This window comes from Pedobacter sp. UYP24, from assembly GCF_054057295.1.
The window spans coordinates 417037-437395 of sequence record NZ_JBSRZD010000002.1 but is presented as its reverse complement, the minus strand read 5'-3'; the positions used below and the strand labels follow the sequence as shown (position 1 = coordinate 437395).

16 protein-coding genes and 1 pseudogene are annotated in these 20359 nt (G+C 37.1%); 7 read left to right on the top strand and 10 right to left on the bottom strand.

The window, feature by feature from the left end; genetic code table 11:
• Window positions 1–510, top strand: a complete 510-nt coding sequence (locus ACVWYN_RS06580; RefSeq protein WP_457288034.1) for a C40 family peptidase — start codon at window positions 1–3, stop codon at window positions 508–510.
• Here ACVWYN_RS06580 and ACVWYN_RS06575 read toward each other — a convergent pair whose 3' ends face one another.
• Together ACVWYN_RS06575 and ACVWYN_RS06570 are read right to left on the bottom strand one after the other, a co-directional pair.
• Window positions 511–2481, bottom strand: a complete 1971-nt coding sequence (locus tag ACVWYN_RS06575) for a DUF3857 domain-containing protein (RefSeq protein ID WP_457288033.1) — start codon at window positions 2479–2481, stop codon at window positions 511–513.
• 197 nt (window positions 2482–2678) lie between these two features.
• The gene (locus tag ACVWYN_RS06570) at window positions 2679–4520 is read right to left on the bottom strand and encodes a DUF3857 domain-containing protein (RefSeq protein ID WP_457288032.1); all 1842 of its coding nucleotides are present in this window, start codon (window positions 4518–4520) and stop codon (window positions 2679–2681) included.
• A 235-nt stretch (window positions 4521–4755) separates the two neighbouring features.
• On the opposite strand from ACVWYN_RS06570, the gene ACVWYN_RS06565 reads away from it, so the two are divergent.
• Entirely contained in the window at window positions 4756–5763 is a 1008-nt protein-coding gene (locus ACVWYN_RS06565) for an exonuclease domain-containing protein (RefSeq protein WP_457288031.1), read from the top strand.
• Window positions 5764–5786: 23 nt separating this feature from the next.
• A complete protein-coding gene (locus ACVWYN_RS06560) occupies window positions 5787–7646 on the top strand; it encodes a M1 family metallopeptidase (RefSeq protein ID WP_457288030.1) in 1860 nt (619 codons plus the stop codon).
• 2 nt (window positions 7647–7648) lie between these two features.
• Here ACVWYN_RS06560 and queG read toward each other — a convergent pair whose 3' ends face one another.
• The 4 genes from queG to pdxH all read right to left on the bottom strand — a co-directional run bounded on the left by queG (window position 7649) and on the right by pdxH (window position 11291).
• On the bottom strand, window positions 7649–8578 hold the full coding sequence (gene queG, locus ACVWYN_RS06555) for a tRNA epoxyqueuosine(34) reductase QueG (protein ID WP_457288029.1): 930 nt from the start codon (window positions 8576–8578) through the stop codon (window positions 7649–7651).
• A 115-nt stretch (window positions 8579–8693) separates the two neighbouring features.
• Window positions 8694–9716 carry a Holliday junction branch migration DNA helicase RuvB gene (gene ruvB, locus ACVWYN_RS06550; protein ID WP_457288028.1) on the bottom strand — a complete coding sequence of 341 codons (1023 nt, stop codon included), beginning with the start codon at window positions 9714–9716 and terminating at the stop codon, window positions 8694–8696.
• Window positions 9717–9745: 29 nt separating this feature from the next.
• The gene (locus ACVWYN_RS06545) at window positions 9746–10633 is read right to left on the bottom strand and encodes a 3-hydroxyacyl-CoA dehydrogenase family protein (protein WP_457288370.1); all 888 of its coding nucleotides are present in this window, start codon (window positions 10631–10633) and stop codon (window positions 9746–9748) included.
• Between the two features lie 7 nt (window positions 10634–10640).
• Window positions 10641–11291 (bottom strand): pyridoxamine 5'-phosphate oxidase, encoded by a 651-nt coding sequence (pdxH, locus tag ACVWYN_RS06540; RefSeq protein ID WP_457288369.1) that lies wholly within the window; start codon window positions 11289–11291, stop codon window positions 10641–10643.
• A 48-nt stretch (window positions 11292–11339) separates the two neighbouring features.
• Between pdxH and ACVWYN_RS06535 the strand changes: the two genes are divergently transcribed.
• Window positions 11340–11903: a YqgE/AlgH family protein gene (locus ACVWYN_RS06535; protein WP_457288027.1), complete on the top strand. Its 564-nt coding sequence runs from the start codon at window positions 11340–11342 to the stop codon at window positions 11901–11903.
• Window positions 11904–11913: 10 nt separating this feature from the next.
• Here ACVWYN_RS06535 and purE read toward each other — a convergent pair whose 3' ends face one another.
• Window positions 11914–12402 carry a 5-(carboxyamino)imidazole ribonucleotide mutase gene (gene purE, locus ACVWYN_RS06530; protein ID WP_457288026.1) on the bottom strand — a complete coding sequence of 163 codons (489 nt, stop codon included), beginning with the start codon at window positions 12400–12402 and terminating at the stop codon, window positions 11914–11916.
• A complete protein-coding gene (locus ACVWYN_RS06525) occupies window positions 12402–13541 on the bottom strand; it encodes a 5-(carboxyamino)imidazole ribonucleotide synthase (RefSeq protein ID WP_457288025.1) in 1140 nt (379 codons plus the stop codon). Before ACVWYN_RS06525 ends, purE begins: the two co-directional genes overlap by 1 nt.
• Window positions 13542–13558: 17 nt before the next feature.
• Between ACVWYN_RS06525 and ACVWYN_RS06520 the strand changes: the two genes are divergently transcribed.
• A complete protein-coding gene (locus ACVWYN_RS06520) occupies window positions 13559–14788 on the top strand; it encodes an NAD(P)/FAD-dependent oxidoreductase (protein ID WP_457288024.1) in 1230 nt (409 codons plus the stop codon).
• Window positions 14789–16033: 1245 nt separating this feature from the next.
• On the opposite strand, the gene ACVWYN_RS06515 is transcribed toward ACVWYN_RS06520, so the two are convergent.
• Complete coding sequence (locus tag ACVWYN_RS06515) at window positions 16034–17272, bottom strand: hypothetical protein (protein WP_457288023.1); 1239 nt, start codon at window positions 17270–17272, stop codon at window positions 16034–16036.
• Window positions 17273–17750: 478 nt separating this feature from the next.
• Between ACVWYN_RS06515 and ACVWYN_RS06510 the strand changes: the two genes are divergently transcribed.
• Together ACVWYN_RS06510 and ACVWYN_RS06505 are read left to right on the top strand one after the other, a co-directional pair.
• Window positions 17751–18371 carry a hypothetical protein gene (locus ACVWYN_RS06510; RefSeq protein WP_457288022.1) on the top strand — a complete coding sequence of 207 codons (621 nt, stop codon included), beginning with the start codon at window positions 17751–17753 and terminating at the stop codon, window positions 18369–18371.
• 346 nt (window positions 18372–18717) lie between these two features.
• Window positions 18718–19533: an abortive infection family protein gene (locus ACVWYN_RS06505; RefSeq protein ID WP_457288021.1), complete on the top strand. Its 816-nt coding sequence runs from the start codon at window positions 18718–18720 to the stop codon at window positions 19531–19533.
• 150 nt (window positions 19534–19683) lie between these two features.
• Here the strand turns inward: ACVWYN_RS06505 and ACVWYN_RS06500 are convergent.
• Window positions 19684–20259: pseudogene (locus tag ACVWYN_RS06500) on the bottom strand (recombinase family protein).
• Window positions 20260–20359 lie beyond the last annotated feature (100 nt).

The following is a 20359-nucleotide window of genomic DNA, read 5'->3' as shown; positions in this document are numbered from 1 at the left end:
ATGAACCATTCTTTAACAAGAACATGCCGACTACCTGTCTTATTTCTAATGTTGGTCATCGTGTCTGCCTGTAGTTCCAGAAGGCCTGCTATTCATACCACTGCCTCTGCCGCAAATATTGCAAATGCAATGGCAAATCTTAAAACTAAAAATTTATATCGTTTTATTACGGATTGGGCGGGTGTTAAATACCGCCTTGGTGGCCTGGATAAATCTGGTATTGACTGCTCAGGTTTTGCACTTTTGTTGGAGAGAGATATTTATGGAGTTGATTTGCCCCGCAGATCAAGAGACCAGGCAGAGACCATTAAGGAGAAGAGTCTGGGGCAACTAAAAGAAGGAGATCTTATTTTCTTTTCCTTTGGGGGTAAAGAGGTGGATCACGTTGGCGTATTTCTCAATAACAATTATTTTGTTCATGCATCAACCACTAGAGGAGTGGTAGTAGATGATTTGAATTTACCTGTATATCAAAAGGCTATGGTTAAGGCTGGAATTTTTAAAAATTAGCTATTTGCGCTTCTTAAATATCAAATCTGATTTTTGCGATTGGATGATGTGGTTAAAAAATTCTTTCAATGCAAGGTATTCCTCAGATAGGTAAACCGACCTTCCAAATTGCAGACTTTGGTTAAATTCTAGTGTGTTGTTCTCAAACGATGCTATACAACTATATTTTCCACCATTTTCTTCCATAGATACACTTGTGTTTTTTGGCTTTTCTGCCAGCTCAAATTTTTCAGGTAATTTTATTCTCATTATTACTTTTTCACTACTTGTAGTCCCAAAATCTACAGGGTAAGATCTTTCGTTTAAATTGAATGGGTTTTTCGTGATGTGACTTATGAAATAGGGATTAAAAAAGAGTTGTTCTACTTTGGCCCCCTCAAACAACTTCATGGAAATTTCGTAGGTTTCGATTAATGAATTATCGAGTGAATCTATATTATCAATCTTATGGTTTAGAATGGTAATCTGGGTCATTCGTTCATCTAATTTTTCAACGTAATCTTCTATTGAACTGGCAGAAAGTATTTCTTTCCTTTTATTTAGTGCGTCATAGCCTAATGAGTAGATGACTAGACTACCCTCTAACTTTCCTTCCTGATTTATTTCGCCAGTAAGCTGATAAATTGTAGATTTTCTTTGATTTGCTTTAACATCATACCAGTATGATTTTTTCTGACCAATAACTCTCGCCTTTCCATTAATACAGTATAATGGTATCAGACCAAAGGGAAGGTAAGGATCAGAACCATCTAGCAGATATACCTCATCTCCTATATTAAGTTTTACAATTAAGTAATTATAATTGTTCAATACAGGAAAAAGTTCGTTTACAATGCCGTTATCCCTTGTAGATATTAGAACAGCTTCTGCATCTAGGCCGGCAGCTTTGAGCCCAGCAATTAAAGCAAGGTTTATATCGCCAATATTTCCTGTATGATGTTCTAAGGCAGTCTTAATTGTAGACATACTATATATGCCGTTAAAACCATTTGCTTTGATGTTTTTACTGATATAGTAGTAAATGGCTTTCGCTTTACTAAGTTCGTCGGCTGAGTTACCGATAATTCCCGGAAGTAGGTCTTTAAATATATCCTGTTTTCTTATTTGCGCTCCAAATGATTTTTCAACATTTAATTCTTTTTCAATGTCAGACCAGTCTTTTCTAAGGTTGATTTTTTCTCCTAATGGTGTCTCATAAACAGCCAGTTCATAACGTATTGACGCTCTATAGTTAGATGGAGATGTCATATAATCTTCTTCTAATAAAGCCGGAACATCTTTCATGATGTAGGTAATCTTAGAACAATCCATTCCTGTTGTGCCAATCATAAAACATCCCTTTTCTAAAACATTTGTTTGAGAAGTTAATTTCCTGCCACCCCTTAGCGACGCATTATAATCAAACATGGCAGGTATACGGGCCTGGTATTCACTATGAAGTTTAGGTATGTCAGATTGAAAATCCCAACTATGAAAGTTTTGAATTCTTGGTATCGCCATTTTATAGCTGTATTCAATAATACTTCCCTCACCCAAATTAGGCATGGTAAACTTCATTAGCTTATAATATTTATTAACCTTGTCAGTAAAAACATTGCTCTTGTTCAATTCTATTTTTGTTATTACTCCGTTTACATTGGTAAAGGTAACTGCCTTTAATTCCTTCACTTCATCGTCCAAATCTGTATGAAAACTTAATGGGATCTCTATATTGCCCTTATTGAAGCCATTTTTGTTAAAAATCTTAATTTTAACATGGTAATAATAATCAACAAAATAGGTGCTCATGGAATAATTGATGAAGGCAGTTCCGTATTCCTTTATTACCATTGCGTTAGCATTGCTATCTAGTTTCTTATTTGACAAGGAAATATCTTCACTTGTTATTTTGCCAAATTCAAAGTCCTGAGCAGCTATTGGTTCAGAAGAAAAGAATAATATTACTAGTAATGCTGAAAAAAAATGTCTCATGGGAAGCGAAAAATAGATTAAGTTAGTTTCATTAAAGCAGAGGTTATCATACTTTTTGATAGGTTATTTTGCGATATTTGTGAAATGGAAGAAAAAGGTAGGTCTTTTTGGTCAAAGTATAAGAGGTTTGCTACAACAGAAATCTTGATGTATTTAATCATGATCATTGGAATTACTTTGGGGATTATATTTTTAAGTTAGTCTGTTTTAAATATAATTTTACTATTATCTGCCCCGCTAATTGTATTAATAAAGTTGGCTAAATCTTCATAATTTGAGGCAGGATATAGGCCGCTCTTTAAAACCATTTTTCTCTTGTATATTAAATTCTTGTCCTTAATTTCAATGGAGACATGATATGAACCAAAAATAGAGCTAACTTCTCTATTCTCAGGTTTCAATTCGATCTTGTAACTTTCTGGAAGCTGGTAAATTAAAATATCCTCATCTGTAAATCCACGGTTTATATATATTGGCGACTGTCTACCTCTCAGTTCTGGAATAGATGATATCTTATTGAAAACATTTGGGAACAAATAAACATGGTTGTTTGATTGTGACGCGTATTTTTGAATCGTGAAACTAACAGATTCAGTTGTAATTGGCTTTTCGTCTTTAATCTGTATCAACTTTAAATCAGTAAAATTTATGTTGTCGATGTCGTATTCGTCTTTTAATAATTTAATTTGTTCCGTATATGGTTTATTAATTAAGCCTTGATAGTTCTCATACTGGGAGCCTGAAAAAGTGGTTTTAAGTGAACCGGTTATATTACCCTCATTATTCAATCTTAATTCTGCAACTCTATTAAGTTGATTATTCTCAGTACTTAAAATAGGTGTTCTAAGCAATTTTCCTCCATCTGGGGTACAGGCAAGAACCAGTCTGTCGTCCGTAAATGAACCAAGATAACCGAAAGGAATATCCTGACTTGTGCATTCCAGCCATGTGGTGTCATTTTTAAGTGGAACACATAAAATAATATGGTTTGCCTGGTCCATGCTGGCAAATTCGGGATCTAAGCTTTGTTTAATCTCCCCGGCATTAACTATGCAATAATAGCTGTTTATATCGGCCGCCTTTAATAGACTCTGAACATAGTTAACTAATGCTTTACAATCTCCATAAGATAACTGGTCAACATCTGAAGCCGGAAAAGGCTGATACCCACCAATACCCACTTGTACACTGATGTATCTCGTCTTCTTTTGAACGTATTTGTAAATTCTTTTTACTTTTTCTTTCTCGCTTGCCGCGTCGTTAACCAGGTTTCTAATTTGCTGAACTGTTTTTTCGCTGAGCTGTTGCCGGTCTTTAATTAAATCGTCATATATCCATTTCCCAAGCTCTCCCCAATTCTTATAGGTTCCTGAATGACCATAATATGTAAACTTCTCTGGTGCAATCTTCACATAGGTTAGATAATCTTTTTGTCTGGCATATGGTTCAGTACGCAATGCAGCGATGTTTGTAATTTCCCAGGTCCGACTTATTACTTTATTCTTTTCAACAATTTTTGGCTGTCCTTTATAGTTGTATTGTTTTATTCTAACACTGTCGTCACTTCTGTTTATAAAAGTGTAAGTGCTTTTTTCCACGGCAACATTTAAGTCTGGTGTAGCATACCACACTGGGATATTCAGATTTTGTTTAAATCTTATTTCATAGTCATAGACAATTGTATAAGGATAGGAGTTGATATTTGGTGTGTAATATTTAACTCTGGAGTCTTCATATAAAGAGAAATCACTCACTGCACTTTGGTCGATGAAATTACTGAGTGTAAATTTTCCCATTTGTTCGCCTGAGGGATTTAGAATTTGTCCCTTTACACTCTTAATAATTGTATTTTTATCATAATTTAAAGCCAAAGTCACAGCCCTGTCCGCATTTTTATTTAGTACTGTAATTACCTGCTTAACCGTTAATATAACGTTATCCGGCGCCCTCATATCTACCATAGTCACTTCGCTTCTTACCACTGCGTTAGCACGTTGCTTTAAATTAGACGATATCAAGTCAGTATTTAGCTCTGGCATATTTTGAGCCTGGGCGTTATCCAGTATAAAAATGCAGACAATTAGTAAGAGACATTTCCTCACAAAGCATTTTTGTAGATAAGGCCCACTTTGTAATGATGCATTAAAGTTTTTCATATAGAGGTTAACTATAAGTTTGCTTGTCGCAAGATAACTCTTGTATTGAAATAAAAAAACATATTTAATGATTAATGAATCATTTTTACGACTTTTGAAAGGCTACAAAATCCTAAATATGAAATTAAATTTAATACGTCCTCTCGCTTTTTTTGATCTTGAAACAACTGGTGTTAACGTTGGTGCTGACAGGATAGTTGAGATCGCAATTCTTAAGGCGATGCCTGATGGTACTGAGGTTATTAAAACCTTAAGGATTAATCCTGAAATGCCAATTCCTTTGCAGTCTTCGCTGATACATGGAATTTATGATGAGCACATAGCTAACGAACCTACGTTTAAAATGGTAGCGCAGGATATTGCAGATTTTATTGGTGATGCAGATTTGGCGGGATATAACTCCAACAGGTTTGATATACCTGTTATACTTGAAGAGTTCTTGAGAGTGGGAGTAGATTTTAATATGAATGATAGGAAATTTGTTGATGTTCAAAACATTTTCCATCAAATGGAACAGCGTACTTTACGTGCTGCTTATAAGTTTTATTGCGATAAAGACATCATCAATGCGCACTCTGCAGAAGCAGATATTACCGCAACTTACCATGTTTTACTTGCACAATTGGAGCGTTACCAGGATGTAGATTTTGAAGATAAGCAAGGCAATATTAGTAAACCAGTCCAGAATAGCGTAGATGCGCTTCATCTGTTTACCAATATGAATAAGCCGGTAGATTTTGCCGGAAGAATGGTATTTAATGAACAGGACCAGGAAATATTCAATTTCGGAAAGCACAAAGGTAAAACCGTAGAGCAGGTTTTTGACCTGGAGCCAAGCTATTATGCCTGGATGAAACAAGGAGATTTTCCTTTGTACACTAAAAAGAAGCTGACCGAGGTATGGGAACGCTGGAACAAAAAAAAGGAACAAAACAAATTGCTAAAGCAGCAGAATGAAAAACAAAAAGCTGTTGCAGATCCTCAGGCTGATGTTCCTGTTGATGTGAATAAGGCTGTTCCGGTAAATAATCAACCGAGGCCGCATTTCTTACCTAAAAAAGAGAAACCTGCCGCTGCCGTTACCAATGATATGTTGGATCAGTTAAAGATGAAATTCGGCAAATAGTATTTTATTTATAGAGATCTTAAATGAAAAGATACCTTGGAGTTTTAGGTTTAGTTCTTTTTAGTTGCCAACTTTTAGCGCAGGAACTTCCAATGTTGCAATCAATGCAGCCAGCCTATAAGAATCAAACTCGCGATGTTTCTGGAAAACCTGGTAAAAATTATTGGCAAAATAAAGCTAGCTATATATTAAAAACAGATTTTAATCCCAATACTCGCCTCGTTAAGGGAACGGAGGAAATAGTTTATGAAAATCATAGTCCTGATACACTAAAGCAAATCTGGTTTAAGCTATATCCAAATTTGTACACTAAATCTGCAATTAAGAAAAGTAAGATTGCAGCAGCAGATCTTGGCGATGGTGTATCAATTACCTCTTTAAAAATATCGGGTAGGGTTTACGAATCTTCCAATTACACAATTGAAGGAACTAATATGTACCTGGACGTACAGCCTCTAGCCCCAGGTAAGTCTTTAAAAGTCTCATTAAACTATTCCTATACTTTAAACAAAGGCTCTCATCTCAGAACTGGAGAAGTAGATAAAGGCGCTCACTTTATTGCTTACTTTTTCCCTCGCATAGCAGTATACGATGATGTGGATGGTTGGAATAAATATCCTTACACGGGGGAAGAGGAGTTCTATAATGATTTTTGTGATTTTACTGCGGAAATCTCTGTTCCAAAAAACTACATGGTATGGGCAACTGGTGATCTTTTAAACGGAAGTGTAGTACTACAGCCCAAAATATACGACCGACTTCTGCAAGCTGAAAAATCCGACGCTGTTGTAAATGTTATTACCGCTGAAGACTTGGAGCAAAATTTAGTGACCTCAGGAAAATCGCAGAACGTATTTAAGTTTCATGCAAGAAACGTGACAGATTTTGTATTTGCGACTAGTAATCATTACCTATGGAAATCAACTAGCCTTATTGTAGACGCTAAATCGGGGAGGAGAACACGTGTTGACGCAGCATTTAATCCCGCTCATAAGGATTATTATGATGTGATTGATTTTGCTAAAAAATCTGTTCATGCCATGAGTTATGATTTTCCGAAATGGCCATTTCCTTATCCTCATATTACAGTTTTTGACGGTTTAGATCAAATGGAATATCCAATGATGGTTAATGATAATCCAGTTAAAAATAGGGAAGATGCAATAACACTAACTGTACATGAAATATTCCATACCATGTTTCCTTTTTATATGGGGATCAATGAAACCAAATATTCATGGATGGACGAAGGCTGGGCAACCATTGGCGAATGGTTGAACGGACCACGTATAGATACCAACATGGTGGATACCTATGGAGTGCAGCAAACTGCTTCATCTTCCGGTAAAAAGGAGGATACGCCTATTATGACTTTTACCACTGATCTCAAAGGTGCAGCAACTTTTACAAATCCATATCCTAAACCCGGTATGGGCTATTTATATGTGTGGGATTATCTGGGTGACGATTTATTCCATAAAGCACTTCATCACTATATTGATCAATGGCAGGGTAAGCACCCTATCCCTTATGATTTTTTTTATAGCATGAATGAAGGTTCTGGTAAAAATCTCAACTGGTTCTGGAAGCGCTGGTTTTTTGATGATGGTATTACAGATATGGGCATCACGGCAACAATTAAAACAGTTGCTGGTTATCAAATTACTATACAGAATAAAAGTAATAAGCCCCTCCCCATAGATCTTAATTTTTCTTTCGCTGATGGATCAACTGAAAAATTACATCGCAATATTGGTGTCTGGGAAAAAGGTGATCTGACCATTCAGATTAATCTAGTAACAGATAAAAAGTTGATCAAGATTGTTATGGGCGATCCTCATACACCTGATAAGGACAAATCAGACAATACATTTACCTTATAGTTTTAAACCTTCTTTATAAAATCTATATTCCTGGTAAGGCCTTTAAATTTTGTCCGTTTTACTGCAGAGTTTTTAAATATTCTGCTAAATACGTCTTCTGTTATATCTTCCCAATCTTTCCTTTTCATTTTAATTAATGAATCATTGGGCTCAAATTCAGGGACTTGATGCGGTACTGAAAACTTATTCCAGGGACAAACATCCTGGCATATATCGCAGCCAAACATCCAGTTGTCCATCTTGTCGTTAAATTGTTCTGGTATTTCTTCTTTTAGTTCAATAGTCAGATAAGAAATACATTTCGTGGCATCTATTACGGCTGGAGATAGGATTGCATCGGTTGGGCATGAGTCTATACATTTAGTGCAAGTGCCACAATGGTCTGAAAAAAAGGGAGAATCATATTCCAATTCTAAATCAATAATCAGTTCTGCTAGAAAAAAGAATGATCCACTCTTCTTGTTAATCAGATTGCTATTCTTGCCAATCCAACCCAGACCAGATCGCTTTGCCCATGCCCTGTCTAAAACGGGAGCAGAGTCAACAAATGCTCGGCCAGCTACCTCACCAATTTCCTGTTCAATAAACGCCAGCAGTTGGAAAAGTTTATCTTTAATCACTAAATGATAGTCATTGCCATAAGCATATTTAGAAATCTTAGGTGTATCTGGGTCTGATTGTATTTCATTTGGAAAGTAATTGAGACTTAGAGAAATAACAGATTTTGCGCCATCAACCAACAACCTAGGATCCAGCCTTTTGTCAAAATTGTTCTCCATGTAAGCCATTTTGCCATGGTAACTATTTTTAAGCCATTGTTCCAGTCGAGGTGCTTCTTCTTCTAAAAAATCAGCCTTTGCGATACCGCATTGCATAAAGCCAAGTCTTTGTGCTTCATCTTTAATTAGTTTGCTGTAGTGCTGCTTATTCATGATCTCTATTGCAAAGATAAACTTTAGGAACAAAACATTTAATACAACCTCATCGTACTAATTCTGTTGGTTTATTGGTTTATCATAAGAAAATAATCATCCTTTGCCTGGATAACTAAAATAGCTTGCCAGTTTGGGTGGGATAATTTCTTTTCAGATGCTTATATGCGGCTTCGGTAGCTTCCCTTCCCCTTGATGTGCGCATTAAGAATCCTTCCTGTATTAGGAAGGGTTCGTATACTTCTTCAATTGTTCCTTCATCATCTCCAACGGCGGTTGCAATAGTTTTTAAACCAACGGGACCACCCTTAAATTTATCTATTATGGTAATTAGAATCTTGTTATCCATCTCATCTAGGCCATGTTCATCAACATTAAGCGCATTGAGTGCATAGCGAGCAATCTCCGTATCTATTTCTCCAGTTCCTTTTATTTGCGCAAAATCCCTGGTGCGTCTTAGTAATGCATTTGCAATTCTTGGTGTTCCTCTCGATCTTCTTGCAATCTCATATGCACCTTCATCAGTAATTGGCGTCTTCAAAATTTGAGAGGAACGTAAAACTATAGTAGTTAGTAACTTTGCATCGTAATATGCGAGTCTGGAATTGATCCCAAATCTAGCCCTAAGCGGAGCCGTTAATAGTCCTGATCTTGTTGTAGCACCTACTAATGTAAAAGGATTAAGCGTTATCTGTACAGAACGGGCATTGGGGCCACTTTCCAGCATAATATCTATCTTAAAATCCTCCATTGCAGAGTACAAATATTCTTCAACCAGCGGACTAAGCCTGTGTATCTCGTCGATAAAAAGTATATCTCCTGTATCCAAATTTGTGAGTAAACCCGCAAGATCCCCTGGTTTGTCCAGCACTGGTCCTGAAGTTACTTTTATGCCAACATTCATCTCATTGGCAATAATATAGGAGAGCGTAGTTTTACCCAGTCCAGGAGGGCCATGGAGTAAAACGTGATCCAGTGGTTCACCTCTCAGTTTGGCTGCCTGAACAAAAATCTTTAAGTTCTCCATCACCTTTTCTTGACCAGTAAAGTCTTCGAAAGCCTGCGGCCTAAGCACTTTCTCTATGTCTCTTTCAATGGGAGATAAGCTTTCTGATGATGGATCAAGATTTTCGTTCATTCTTCCAAAAGTACTGTTAAAAATTACAATTATAAAAACTTGGCAGCTACAACAGCATCTTTAATTCCGGCACTATAGTCGTAAAATCCTTCTCCCGTTTTTACTCCTTTTTTGCCTGCCGTAACCATATTTACCAACAGCGGACAGGGCGCATATTTTGGGTTCCCAAAACCGTCATGTAATACCTGCAAAATCGCCAGACAAACATCAAGTCCGATAAAATCTGCCAGTTGTAACGGTCCCATAGGATGAGCCATTCCAAGTTTCATTACGGTATCAATTTCCAGAACACCTGCCACGTTTTCATATAAGGTGTAAATCGCTTCATTGATCATGGGCATTAAGATTCTATTGGCAACAAATCCCGGATAATCATTCACTTCAACAGGAACCTTTTCCAGTTTTTTTGCCAGGCTCATCACTGCCGCTGTCACATCATCACTAGTAGCATATCCCCTTATTACCTCTACTAATTTCATAATAGGAACAGGGTTCATAAAATGCATTCCAATAACTTTATCACCCCGATTCGTAACTGAGGCAATTTTAGTAATAGAAATTGAAGAAGTGTTACTCGCGAGTATCGCATCAGGCTTAGCGAAACTATCCAGGTCTTTAAAGATTTTTAATTTCAGTTCCAGACTTTCCGTAGCAGCTTCCACAACCAGGTCTGCCTCGGCTACGCCGATTTTAAGATCTGCCGATATAGTGATATGTTGTAAAGTTATTGCCTTATCACTTTCTGTAATGGTGCCTTTGGCTACCTGCCTGTCCAGATTTTTGGCTATCATATTCAAAGCCTTTTCTAAAGCAATCTGGTTAACATCTATCAAATTTACCTGATATCCAAACTGTGCAAAAGTATGGGCAATACCGTTTCCCATAGTTCCTGAACCTATAACAGCAATTTTCATGATAATAAGTTTAAGGTGCTAATCTATTGATTTCCCAGGTGCCATCCACCAGTTGATACACAATTCTATCGTGCAGCCTACTGCTCCTTCCCTGCCAAAACTCAATAAGGGTCGGTTCTAATAAATATCCGCCCCAATTGGCAGGTCTTGGTATTTCTTGATCTGCATATTCAATAATAAGATCTTCAACTTTCTTTTCGAGAACAGAGCGGTCTGCAATCACACTGCTTTGTGGAGAGGCTATGGCGCCAATCTGACTGCCTTTTGGCCGCGAATGAAAATAATCTAAAGAAACTTCGTCGGCTACTTTGCTTACTATACCCTCAATGCGCACCTGACGTTCCAGTTCTGCCCAAAAAAATACGATTGCAGCTTGTGGATTTTCCAGTAATTCTTTGCCCTTTTTACTTTCATAATTGGTAAAGAATACAAAGCCATCCTCATCAAAACCCTTAAGTAGTACAATTCTCGCAGAAGGCTTGCCATAATGGTCGGCCGTTGCCAGCGTCATTACGTTAGGCTCAAACAGGTGCGAATCCACCGCTTCAGAGAACCACTTTTTAAACTGAAAAATAGGATTTCCATCAACATCCGCCTCAGAGAGCGATGCAGCGCGGTAATCTTGGCGTAAGTTTTGTAAGTTTTCTTTAGTAAGCTCCATAAACAAAAATAGGGTTACTTTATTTAATTTCAATCTTAAATTCTTAACATGTTAAGCCAACTGGAACCATCATTGGGTAAATTGTTAATATCAGAGCCATTCTTAATGGATCCAAATTTTAAACGCTCAGTTATTTTAATCAGCGATTTTGAGGAAGAAGGCACAGTTGGTTTTATACTCAACCATCCGGGTGTTTTGTTACTTAAAGATCTCATACCCGAAATGCCAAATGCCGATTTTCCAGTATATATAGGCGGACCGGTAGCAACGGATACGGTGCATTTTATACACAGATGCTATGATAAAATAAATGACGGACAGGAAATAGCCAAGGGAATTTATTGGGGAGGTAATTTCGAAGCGCTAAAAGTGTTGATCAATAACAATAGCATTGACCCCAGTGAAATCAAGTTCTTCATTGGATATTCCGGCTGGGGGAAAGAACAGCTCCACAATGAAATTCAGGAAAATACCTGGATCGTGTCCAATCAATACCATCCCGATGTGGTATTCTCATCAAATGAAGAGGAGGTTTGGAGAGAAGTGATTATCAATCTTGGGCCAAAGTATGCCCACGTTAGTAACTTTCCTCAAAACCCAAGTTTAAACTAAAACCCAGCTATTAACCTTCGAGTTCAGCTGCGGTTTCTTCCACTTTTTTGCGCAAATCATCTTTGTAAGCTTGCATTTTATCTGCAAGAGACGAATCTGCCGTTGATAAAATTTGTACTGCAAGTAAACCTGCGTTTTTAGCTGCATTTAATGCTACAGTAGCAACAGGAATGCCATTTGGCATTTGAAGGATCGAAAGAATGGAATCCCATCCATCAATAGAATTTGACGACTTTACAGGTACACCAATTACCGGTAGGACTGTAATAGATGCTACCATGCCCGGAAGGTGGGCTGCGCCACCCGCACCAGCAATAATTACCTTTAAACCGCGTGAAGCAGCTTTCTTTGCATAATCAAACATCCTTTCAGGAGTACGGTGGGCGGAGACTACAGTCATCTCGAACTCAACACCAAAATCTTTAAAAATATCTGCAGCATCCTGCATAACGGGTAGGTCAGACTTGCTGCCCATGATAATGCCAACTTTTATAGCCATTATGATATAACTTTTAAGGTGTTTTTAATATAGTTTGCTTTTTCAATAGCACTTTCCCTGTTCTGATCAACTACAGTGATGTGGCCCATTTTGCGGAATGGCTTGGTATATTTCTTACCATAGAGATGAACGTAAACGCCATCAATGGCCATTACCTTTTCCAGTCCGGCATACTTAGCTACACCATTATGTCCTTTTTCACCCAATAAATTGATCATAACGGCATTGTTAATAGCTCTGGTATCGCCCAGAGGCAAGTTAAATATTGAACGCAAATGTTGCTCAAACTGAGAAACATAATTACCCTCAATCGTATGGTGACCGCTGTTATGAGGTCTGGGCGCCAGTTCATTAACCAGAATCTCTCCACTTTTGGTGATAAACATTTCTACGGCCAGTAAGCCGGTAATGTTTAAACATGAAGCGATTTGTTTTGCTATTTCTTCTGCTTTTTCTTGAATAGCTTCGGGATAAGTAGAAGGAGAGATCAGAAACTCAACCAAGTTTGCTTCTGCATTGAATTCCATTTCAACCATTGGGAAGGTTTTTACTTCTCCTTTTGAATTTCTGGATACGATTACAGCAATTTCCTTTTCAAAATCTATCAATTCTTCAATAAGACATGGTGCATCAAAAGCCTGGTCAATATCGGCAATATTATTCATCTTCAATACTCCTTTGCCATCGTAACCATCTTTGCGCTGTTTTAGTATATAGGGGAAAGAAAAATTACTGTTGCGGATGTCTTCCTTTGTATTTACCAATTGAAAGGGGGCAGTAGGAATGTCATTTTCTTTAAAAAATTGTTTTTGAACACCCTTATCCTGGATCAGTCTAATTACCCTAGCCTGCGGATAAACCTGTTTACCTTCTTTCTCTAGTTGATCTAGTGCTTCAATATTTACTTTCTCTATTTCAATGGTGATGATATCGGCTTTTTTGCCAAAATTGTAAACAGTATCAAAGTCAGTGATCGATCCGCATTCAAAATAATTGGCGATATGTTTACATGGAGCATCTGGATCTGGATCTAAAACTAAAGTATTGAGATTGTAATTAATAGCCTCCTGAATCAACATACGGCCTAATTGTCCACCACCCAGTATTCCTAATTTTAAATCGCTTATTTGTTTTGCCATATCTATATGAAAAAGTTATGCTTATTTTGCACAAAAATAACAATATTAACGGATTGATGGATGCAGATGCTATAATTATTGGTGCCGGGGCTTGTGGATTGATGTGTGCAGTACAGGCCGGTTATCTTGGTAAAAAGGTAATTTTACTGGAGAAAGGTGATAAGCCTGGTGCTAAAATTCTCATCTCAGGTGGCGGCAGGTGCAACTACACTAATCTGATGGCAACAGATGAACAGTTTATCTCCAACAATAGACACTTCCTCAAATCTGCTTTCAAACAATGGACTGTGGAAGATACCATTAGTTTTTTTGAAACCTACGGGATTGAAGGTAAAGAGAAAACACTCGGACAGCTTTTTCCAGATGGCAAAAATGCTAAAGACGTTGTGGAGGTTTTTACAAATTTATGTGAAGATTTAGGTCAGCAAATAATGTGCAATACAGAGGTATCTGATATTGAGATTTTAGCTGATGCTTTTCAGGTGCAATTTCAGATTCAAGGAAAAACTAAGATGTTAAAGGCCCCAAAGCTGGTAATCGCTACAGGTGGTTTACCAATTCCTAAAATGGGAGCAACGGACTTCGCCCTGCGTTTTGCACGAAAGCAACAACTAAATATCATAGAAACTGCACCAGCCTTAGTGCCGTTAACCATTACGGGCAAAGACGAAGAGTGGTACACTCAACTCTCTGGCAATACGGTATTTTGCCAGGTGAGCAACGATCGCATCTCATTTGAAGAAAATATTTTATTTACACATTGGGGTTTAAGTGGTCCTGCAATTCTGCAAATTTCCTCTTATTGGAAACCCGGAGAAGTTTTTAATATAGATCTGCTTCCGGGGAAAGATATTTTACAGCTTATAGAAGATGAGCGCAGTACCAATGGTAAAAATATGTTGAGTACTGTGCTTAACCGACATTACGCAAAGAAATTTACTGAAGCTTTGAGTAAATTTTTACCGACCGATAAGACTGTAGCCTCACTCACTCGTGCTGAGCTTGATCATATATCGGAAGTTATCCATCTATTTAAAGTGAAGCCCGCAGGGGACAAGGGTTATGATAAAGCTGAAGTGATGCGCGGCGGGATCGATACCAATGAACTGTCTTCAAAAACAATGGAATGTAAACGGATTCCCGGACTTTATTTTGGCGGGGAATGTGTTGATGTTACCGGTTGGCTTGGAGGGTATAATTTTCAATGGGCCTGGGCAAGCGGCTTCGTTATTGCACAAAATATCTAATTTTAATTTCTTTTATTTTTTTGTGATCTATTGAGGTGCGTTCGCGGCGTATTCTTTCTTGGGTAATAATTGACTGTGCGTTGATAGGTGCTACATTAGTCCTTGATTAGTCTGTGGACTTATCGAGGACCTATCAAGGACTAATCAACCACTAACCAAGGACTAACCAACCTATAACAAATTAGTAAGCCTTTTAAGAGAAAGGTAGGTGCCAGATATTTTGTAAAAACGATTTTACTGCAAAGCCTTAGCGGCTTTTAATACGTCAAGGAACTATTGCTGCCTGCTATCGCAGCATGCAGTTTAAATTTAACTAGTCGACTAATTAAAAAATTGAAACCGGAACAACGCCTATTATTTTTAGCTGATCAGCATTGGCAGGGTATTCCAGATGTAAACCAATTGTTCGGAATCCCCTATAAATTGGCACCATTGAAGCTTATTAAAAGCTCGTTTAACTATAAGTACAAAGGTAGGTAAAATAGTATGAATTTCCAAATAAATTAATGGATTTTCTCGAATTAAACTCATTGATTTACAGTGCTTTGGTCACATTTTTGATATCCCTAAAAAGGCTCATTGTGTACCGAATTTATCGCTTGTTTAAGTACTATAATTAGCGCTTGAGTTAACCTATATAGTTTTCAGAATTTTAACTGTATTTCGTTGCCAAAAGAGGTTGGTTTGTAGCAGAATATCGAACATCGGCGATTTCAATAACGCCTGCTCATCGTATTAAATCTTTGCAGCTGCCGATAATAATGGTGGCAAGTTTTGAGTTGTCCAAATCCACTTTCATTCCGGGTTTACTTATGCGTTATTTGCGCTTTAGCCGCGGGTTTTGTAGCTCAAGGTGCCTCATGCAAGATGAAACCACGACTAATCTACATTTGAGCTGCCTTTAAACAGCGAAGGATTCCAAGACAATGGTATAATTATTTCTCTAATATTTACCATAGCACCTACATCGCTTAGAGCGCCTTTCGTGCAGGCTACTAGGTATCTTGGAGCACTAGAGGTACCCTTTTCCCCTCCAAAGTACCTGTAAAAGTGGTTTGAGTGCTATAACACCCCTGTGAGGAATGGAGCTATATTGGTATTATCCTGACGTGTACCTTCGACAGTGGTGTTACATGATGTGAACTTTATGAATGTTTTGCCTTTTTTTCTTTAGCGGTATCTTGCCGTTTATCCTACAAGAAAATCTAAAGGCATTATCATTATTACACCGTTTAATGATAAATATTATTTCAAACTTTTGTTAATCCAAGCTAGACAGTTGTCTGGATCAACTAAACTCCAGGAATGTGGATGCCTTGTACCATCTAAACGGTACCCTTTGCCCAATGCATTAATGAATTCTGCTTGTTTGTTGCCTTGTAAATTTAGCTCAATAATTAATGCTGTTTGATCCGGTGCATTCATGTCATATAGATCACGTTGCCTGTTTTTTATCGCCCAATCCACATCAGGATCTGAATAGATTCGTAATGGGACAGATTTCAAATACTTTGCATTTCCTCCCTGCTTTTCGGAGCGGGAGTAAATCGAGTAATAGATATATTTTTCAGGATGTTGCGAAGGAGAGCCACCAAAATATTTTTGCATTCCGTCTAGGTAGTATTTTGCTTCATTAACCGCCGTTGCCGATACATTCTTTTCAACCTCTCTTTCAAACTGATCATACATATTAGCAAAGTCTACCGGGCCATCTACGCTATATACTGCTCTAGGAACAATTGCAGTTGATTTGTTATCTTCATAGGCTAGCTCCGCATAACGTAAGCTTACAATACCGCCCAAAGAATAGCCGCCTATTACAAATTTGTTTTTGGGGATCTGGTAGCGCGAAATCGCATCAGCAAATACTTTATTTAAAAAAACGATAACTGGTTGATCCAGGCAAATGTGCATATTGGTTGAAGGCACAATAATGATTAATCCATCGTCTGAAGCGAGTTGACATAATTTTTTATTGTTATTTAATACGCTCTCTGGTCTTTCCCAAGTGCTTGGCAATAGCACCAACGCACCATTTACTGCTGCCTTTGGAGAGAGTGTATAGTAAAATAGAGATTTGTCAGGAAGAAAATTGTCAAATATATGGGTGCTATCTACGAGCTTGATTTGATTTTTTTTTAGTTTTCGTAAGTAAACGCTGTCCAGTCCTACTATCTCCCCATCAATAAAATATCCCTTTTTACTGGCGCCATTGTTAAAATGGGAAGTACCATAACCGTTTTGAACTCCTTTATTCATCCCGCCTTTATACCGTACAACTTGAATACCTTTAACAAACCGGGTTAACTCCCCATTTCCAGTAGCTAATCCGTTTTTACATTTCCCTTCCCAGGAAATACTATGATCTGAAGCATAAGCCGCGTCCCATACTTTGCAACCAGTTTTACTGTCACTAATATATTGCTGCGCAAATATCATCTGATGCGTCAATAATAGACATAGCAATATGTATAAATGTTTCATAAACCTTATGTGGATAATAGTGATAAAAATAGACAATCAGAGTTAACTTAAAAAAGCCTTTGAGGTTAAAGTTCGTTAAAGTAGTGGTAGCTTATTGGAATTCCAATGAATAAACCGTTGTAAATTCAATTTATCAATAATACCTTCTTTTGTAAAGATGGTACTCATTAATTAGCCTGTACCAGCGTCAACGCAAAAAGCGAATCTTCGCTTTTGAGACAATTCCTAGCCTGTGCCTGATCCTTGTATCATCCATTATTCCACCGTTTTTTGATAATGTACCATCTTTGTAAACCTTTGCTTCTTTTGAATAAATTGACCTTAGTATCAACTTTAGTTTTTATAGATGACTAAGCACATTAGTTTGATAAAAGCTCTCGGATATTTTCAACAATTGAAATCTAATGATAGATTTGGTGAATTGAAATGGAACCCTTGCACTATACTATAACGCATATACATTTGTAAAGCAAAAAAAATGACAACAAGCAATATCATAATCTGTACTTTAATCTTTATAGCGATTGTTGCTCTTTTTGTTTATTTAAGATACTTCATCCCATTAAGACCAAAAGAAACGGGGTTTGAATATGTTTATGTTGAGGAAGATGGGACGGTAAATAAATTGGACGAAAAAGATGTTGAATATTTAAAAACTGATTTTTCCCCTGGAGATGGGGCGCGACCATATATCAAAAACAGATATAACCAGTTAGCACCTGATAAGAAAATCTCAGGTTTCATTCATAGAAATAGGGTCCCAAAAAAAATTAAAATTTACACACTTCAAAATTTGAAAGAGGAAAGAACAATTTCTTGGATCTATTTGGCAGTAGCTATCGCTTCAAAAACTGCACCAACGGATTTCCGCGGTATTTCTATGATTGCCGATGGAATTAATCATGCAGTGCCAACGCATCAAGAAATACAATCCTCACTTAATTGGTTATCAAAAAATAGATTGGTGACTAAGAATCAGAATAAATATGACCTGACTTCTGAAGGAAAAAATGATTATAAAAGGGCTTCAGAGAATATAAATACCCTATTAAAAATTTGGGATAATATGGAAGAAATAATAACAAACTATGACAAATAAACCATACAAAGCAATCCTTTCGAAGCTATAACGAGTAGCTAGTCGAATCTATTTTTCTAGAACAGGGCCTTTAAAAAAAAAAATATTCTCATTATTCCCTCGTTTTCTTAGAGACTTTTCTCTTTGCCGTAATTAATACGCTTAGATTTACAGCTAAAAGAAAAAAATTAGGATTGATTCATTCCTTTTCTGAGACTGAGTGATGGATTACTCTGAAACAATAAGTTTAGTTTCTAAAAAGCTTTTCGTCTCTTTGCCATACTTCGTGTAAGACATTAAAGCTTGAAGTCGCTTTAAGACTAATTTGAGTAATTGCTTGAGTATATAACTATTTGTATATTTGCGCATGGCAAACTTGTCGTACCAGGAAAAGAAAATCATTAAGGATAACCTTGTTCAGGCTGGGTATGTTCTTAACTTTTCAAACCCTAGCTTTAGCGATTTCATATACGATGTCACTGGAATGAATGCTGATGATCCGAAATATTCAGAGAACAACTCAGGATCAAAGGGGCAACGTTTACTCAAATTTATTGAACTAGAATCAGACTATACAGTTGGACTTTTGCTAAAAGCTATGTTTGAAGAATTGGTTAATTTCAATAACCAACAAGGTAAATTAAGAGACCTTAATTATTATAGCTTGTATACCAAAATCTTTGACCGTCTAATAAGTGGCGGAAATGTTATTGAACATATCGACGCCATCCAGGCTACAAACGAAGATAAAGACTTTCATTCACTAGCGAAACTGATACGAGAGAGTATAGAAAAAAATGAGCCCGAAGCTGCGCTCGACAGGTTACACACCTACACAATCAAGTTCCTGAAGGAACTTTGTGAACTTCACAAGATTACATTAACTAAGGATGAAACGGTTAACGCGCTGTTTGGGAAATATATAAAAGCCATTAGGGAAAAGGGTTTTCTAGAATCTGCAATGGCAGAGAAAATAGTGCAATTTAGTTTTCAAATTATGGATGCTTTTAACGACATCCGTAATAATCGGAGTTATGCACACGATAATCAAATACTAAATTATGATGAAAGCGTTCTGATATTCAGTAATATTACCTCTATGGTTAAGTTTATTCAAGCAATGGAAGCAAAGAATAAGAGTAAGGAAGTTGAAGAAGTAGATTTGGATTGGGGGCAATTTTAACTTCCTTTTTTAAATGAGATAGTATTTTTCTTTGCCGTACTTGATCCATTAGATCTACAGCTAAAAGAGAAGAAGGAAAGCGGTCGACATACTATAAAAGTGCAGCCTATACCTTAATTCCCAAAATTAAGCTTCGTTTTTTAAGATTGCTTAAACCTTGATCTCTTTTACAATTTTAATGTATCGGTAACAGGTGGCGATTGGTATCTGTAGCCTTTTAGATATTTCTAAAATTGAATATTTGCCAGTATCATGAAGATCCAAAGCAGTCATTGCCAACTGAAGCTTTTCAGGGGATAAGCCTGAAGGACGGCCTCCCTTTTTACCTCTAGCTCTTGCTGCAACAAGCCCCGCTTTAGTACGTTCCCTGATAATTTCCCTTTCAAACTCCGCTAATGAAGCAAAAATATTAAATGTAAATCTACCTGTAGCCGTTGTAGTATCAATGTGATCATGCAGGCTAACGAAATTAACTCCTTTTTCATCGAACACCGCGACCAGATCTACCAGGTCACGAAGAGAACGTCCAAGACGATCCAATTTCCAAACGACTACCTGATCACCCATACGAAGCGTCGTCAAAAGATTTTTTAGTTCGGGTCTGTCTGTATTTTTTCCCGAAATCTTTTCCTAGTATATTTTCGTAGATGCATAATCTGTCAGCGCATTGAATTGAAGATCTAAATTTTGGTCTGCAGTACTTACTCTTGCGTAGCCTATTTTCATGTTATTTTTATTATCAAAAACTCATTATCAAAAATAGAAAAAACATTTTGATTAATGGAATGGGTTTATGATAATCGGCAAAAAGAGAAAAAATATTCTA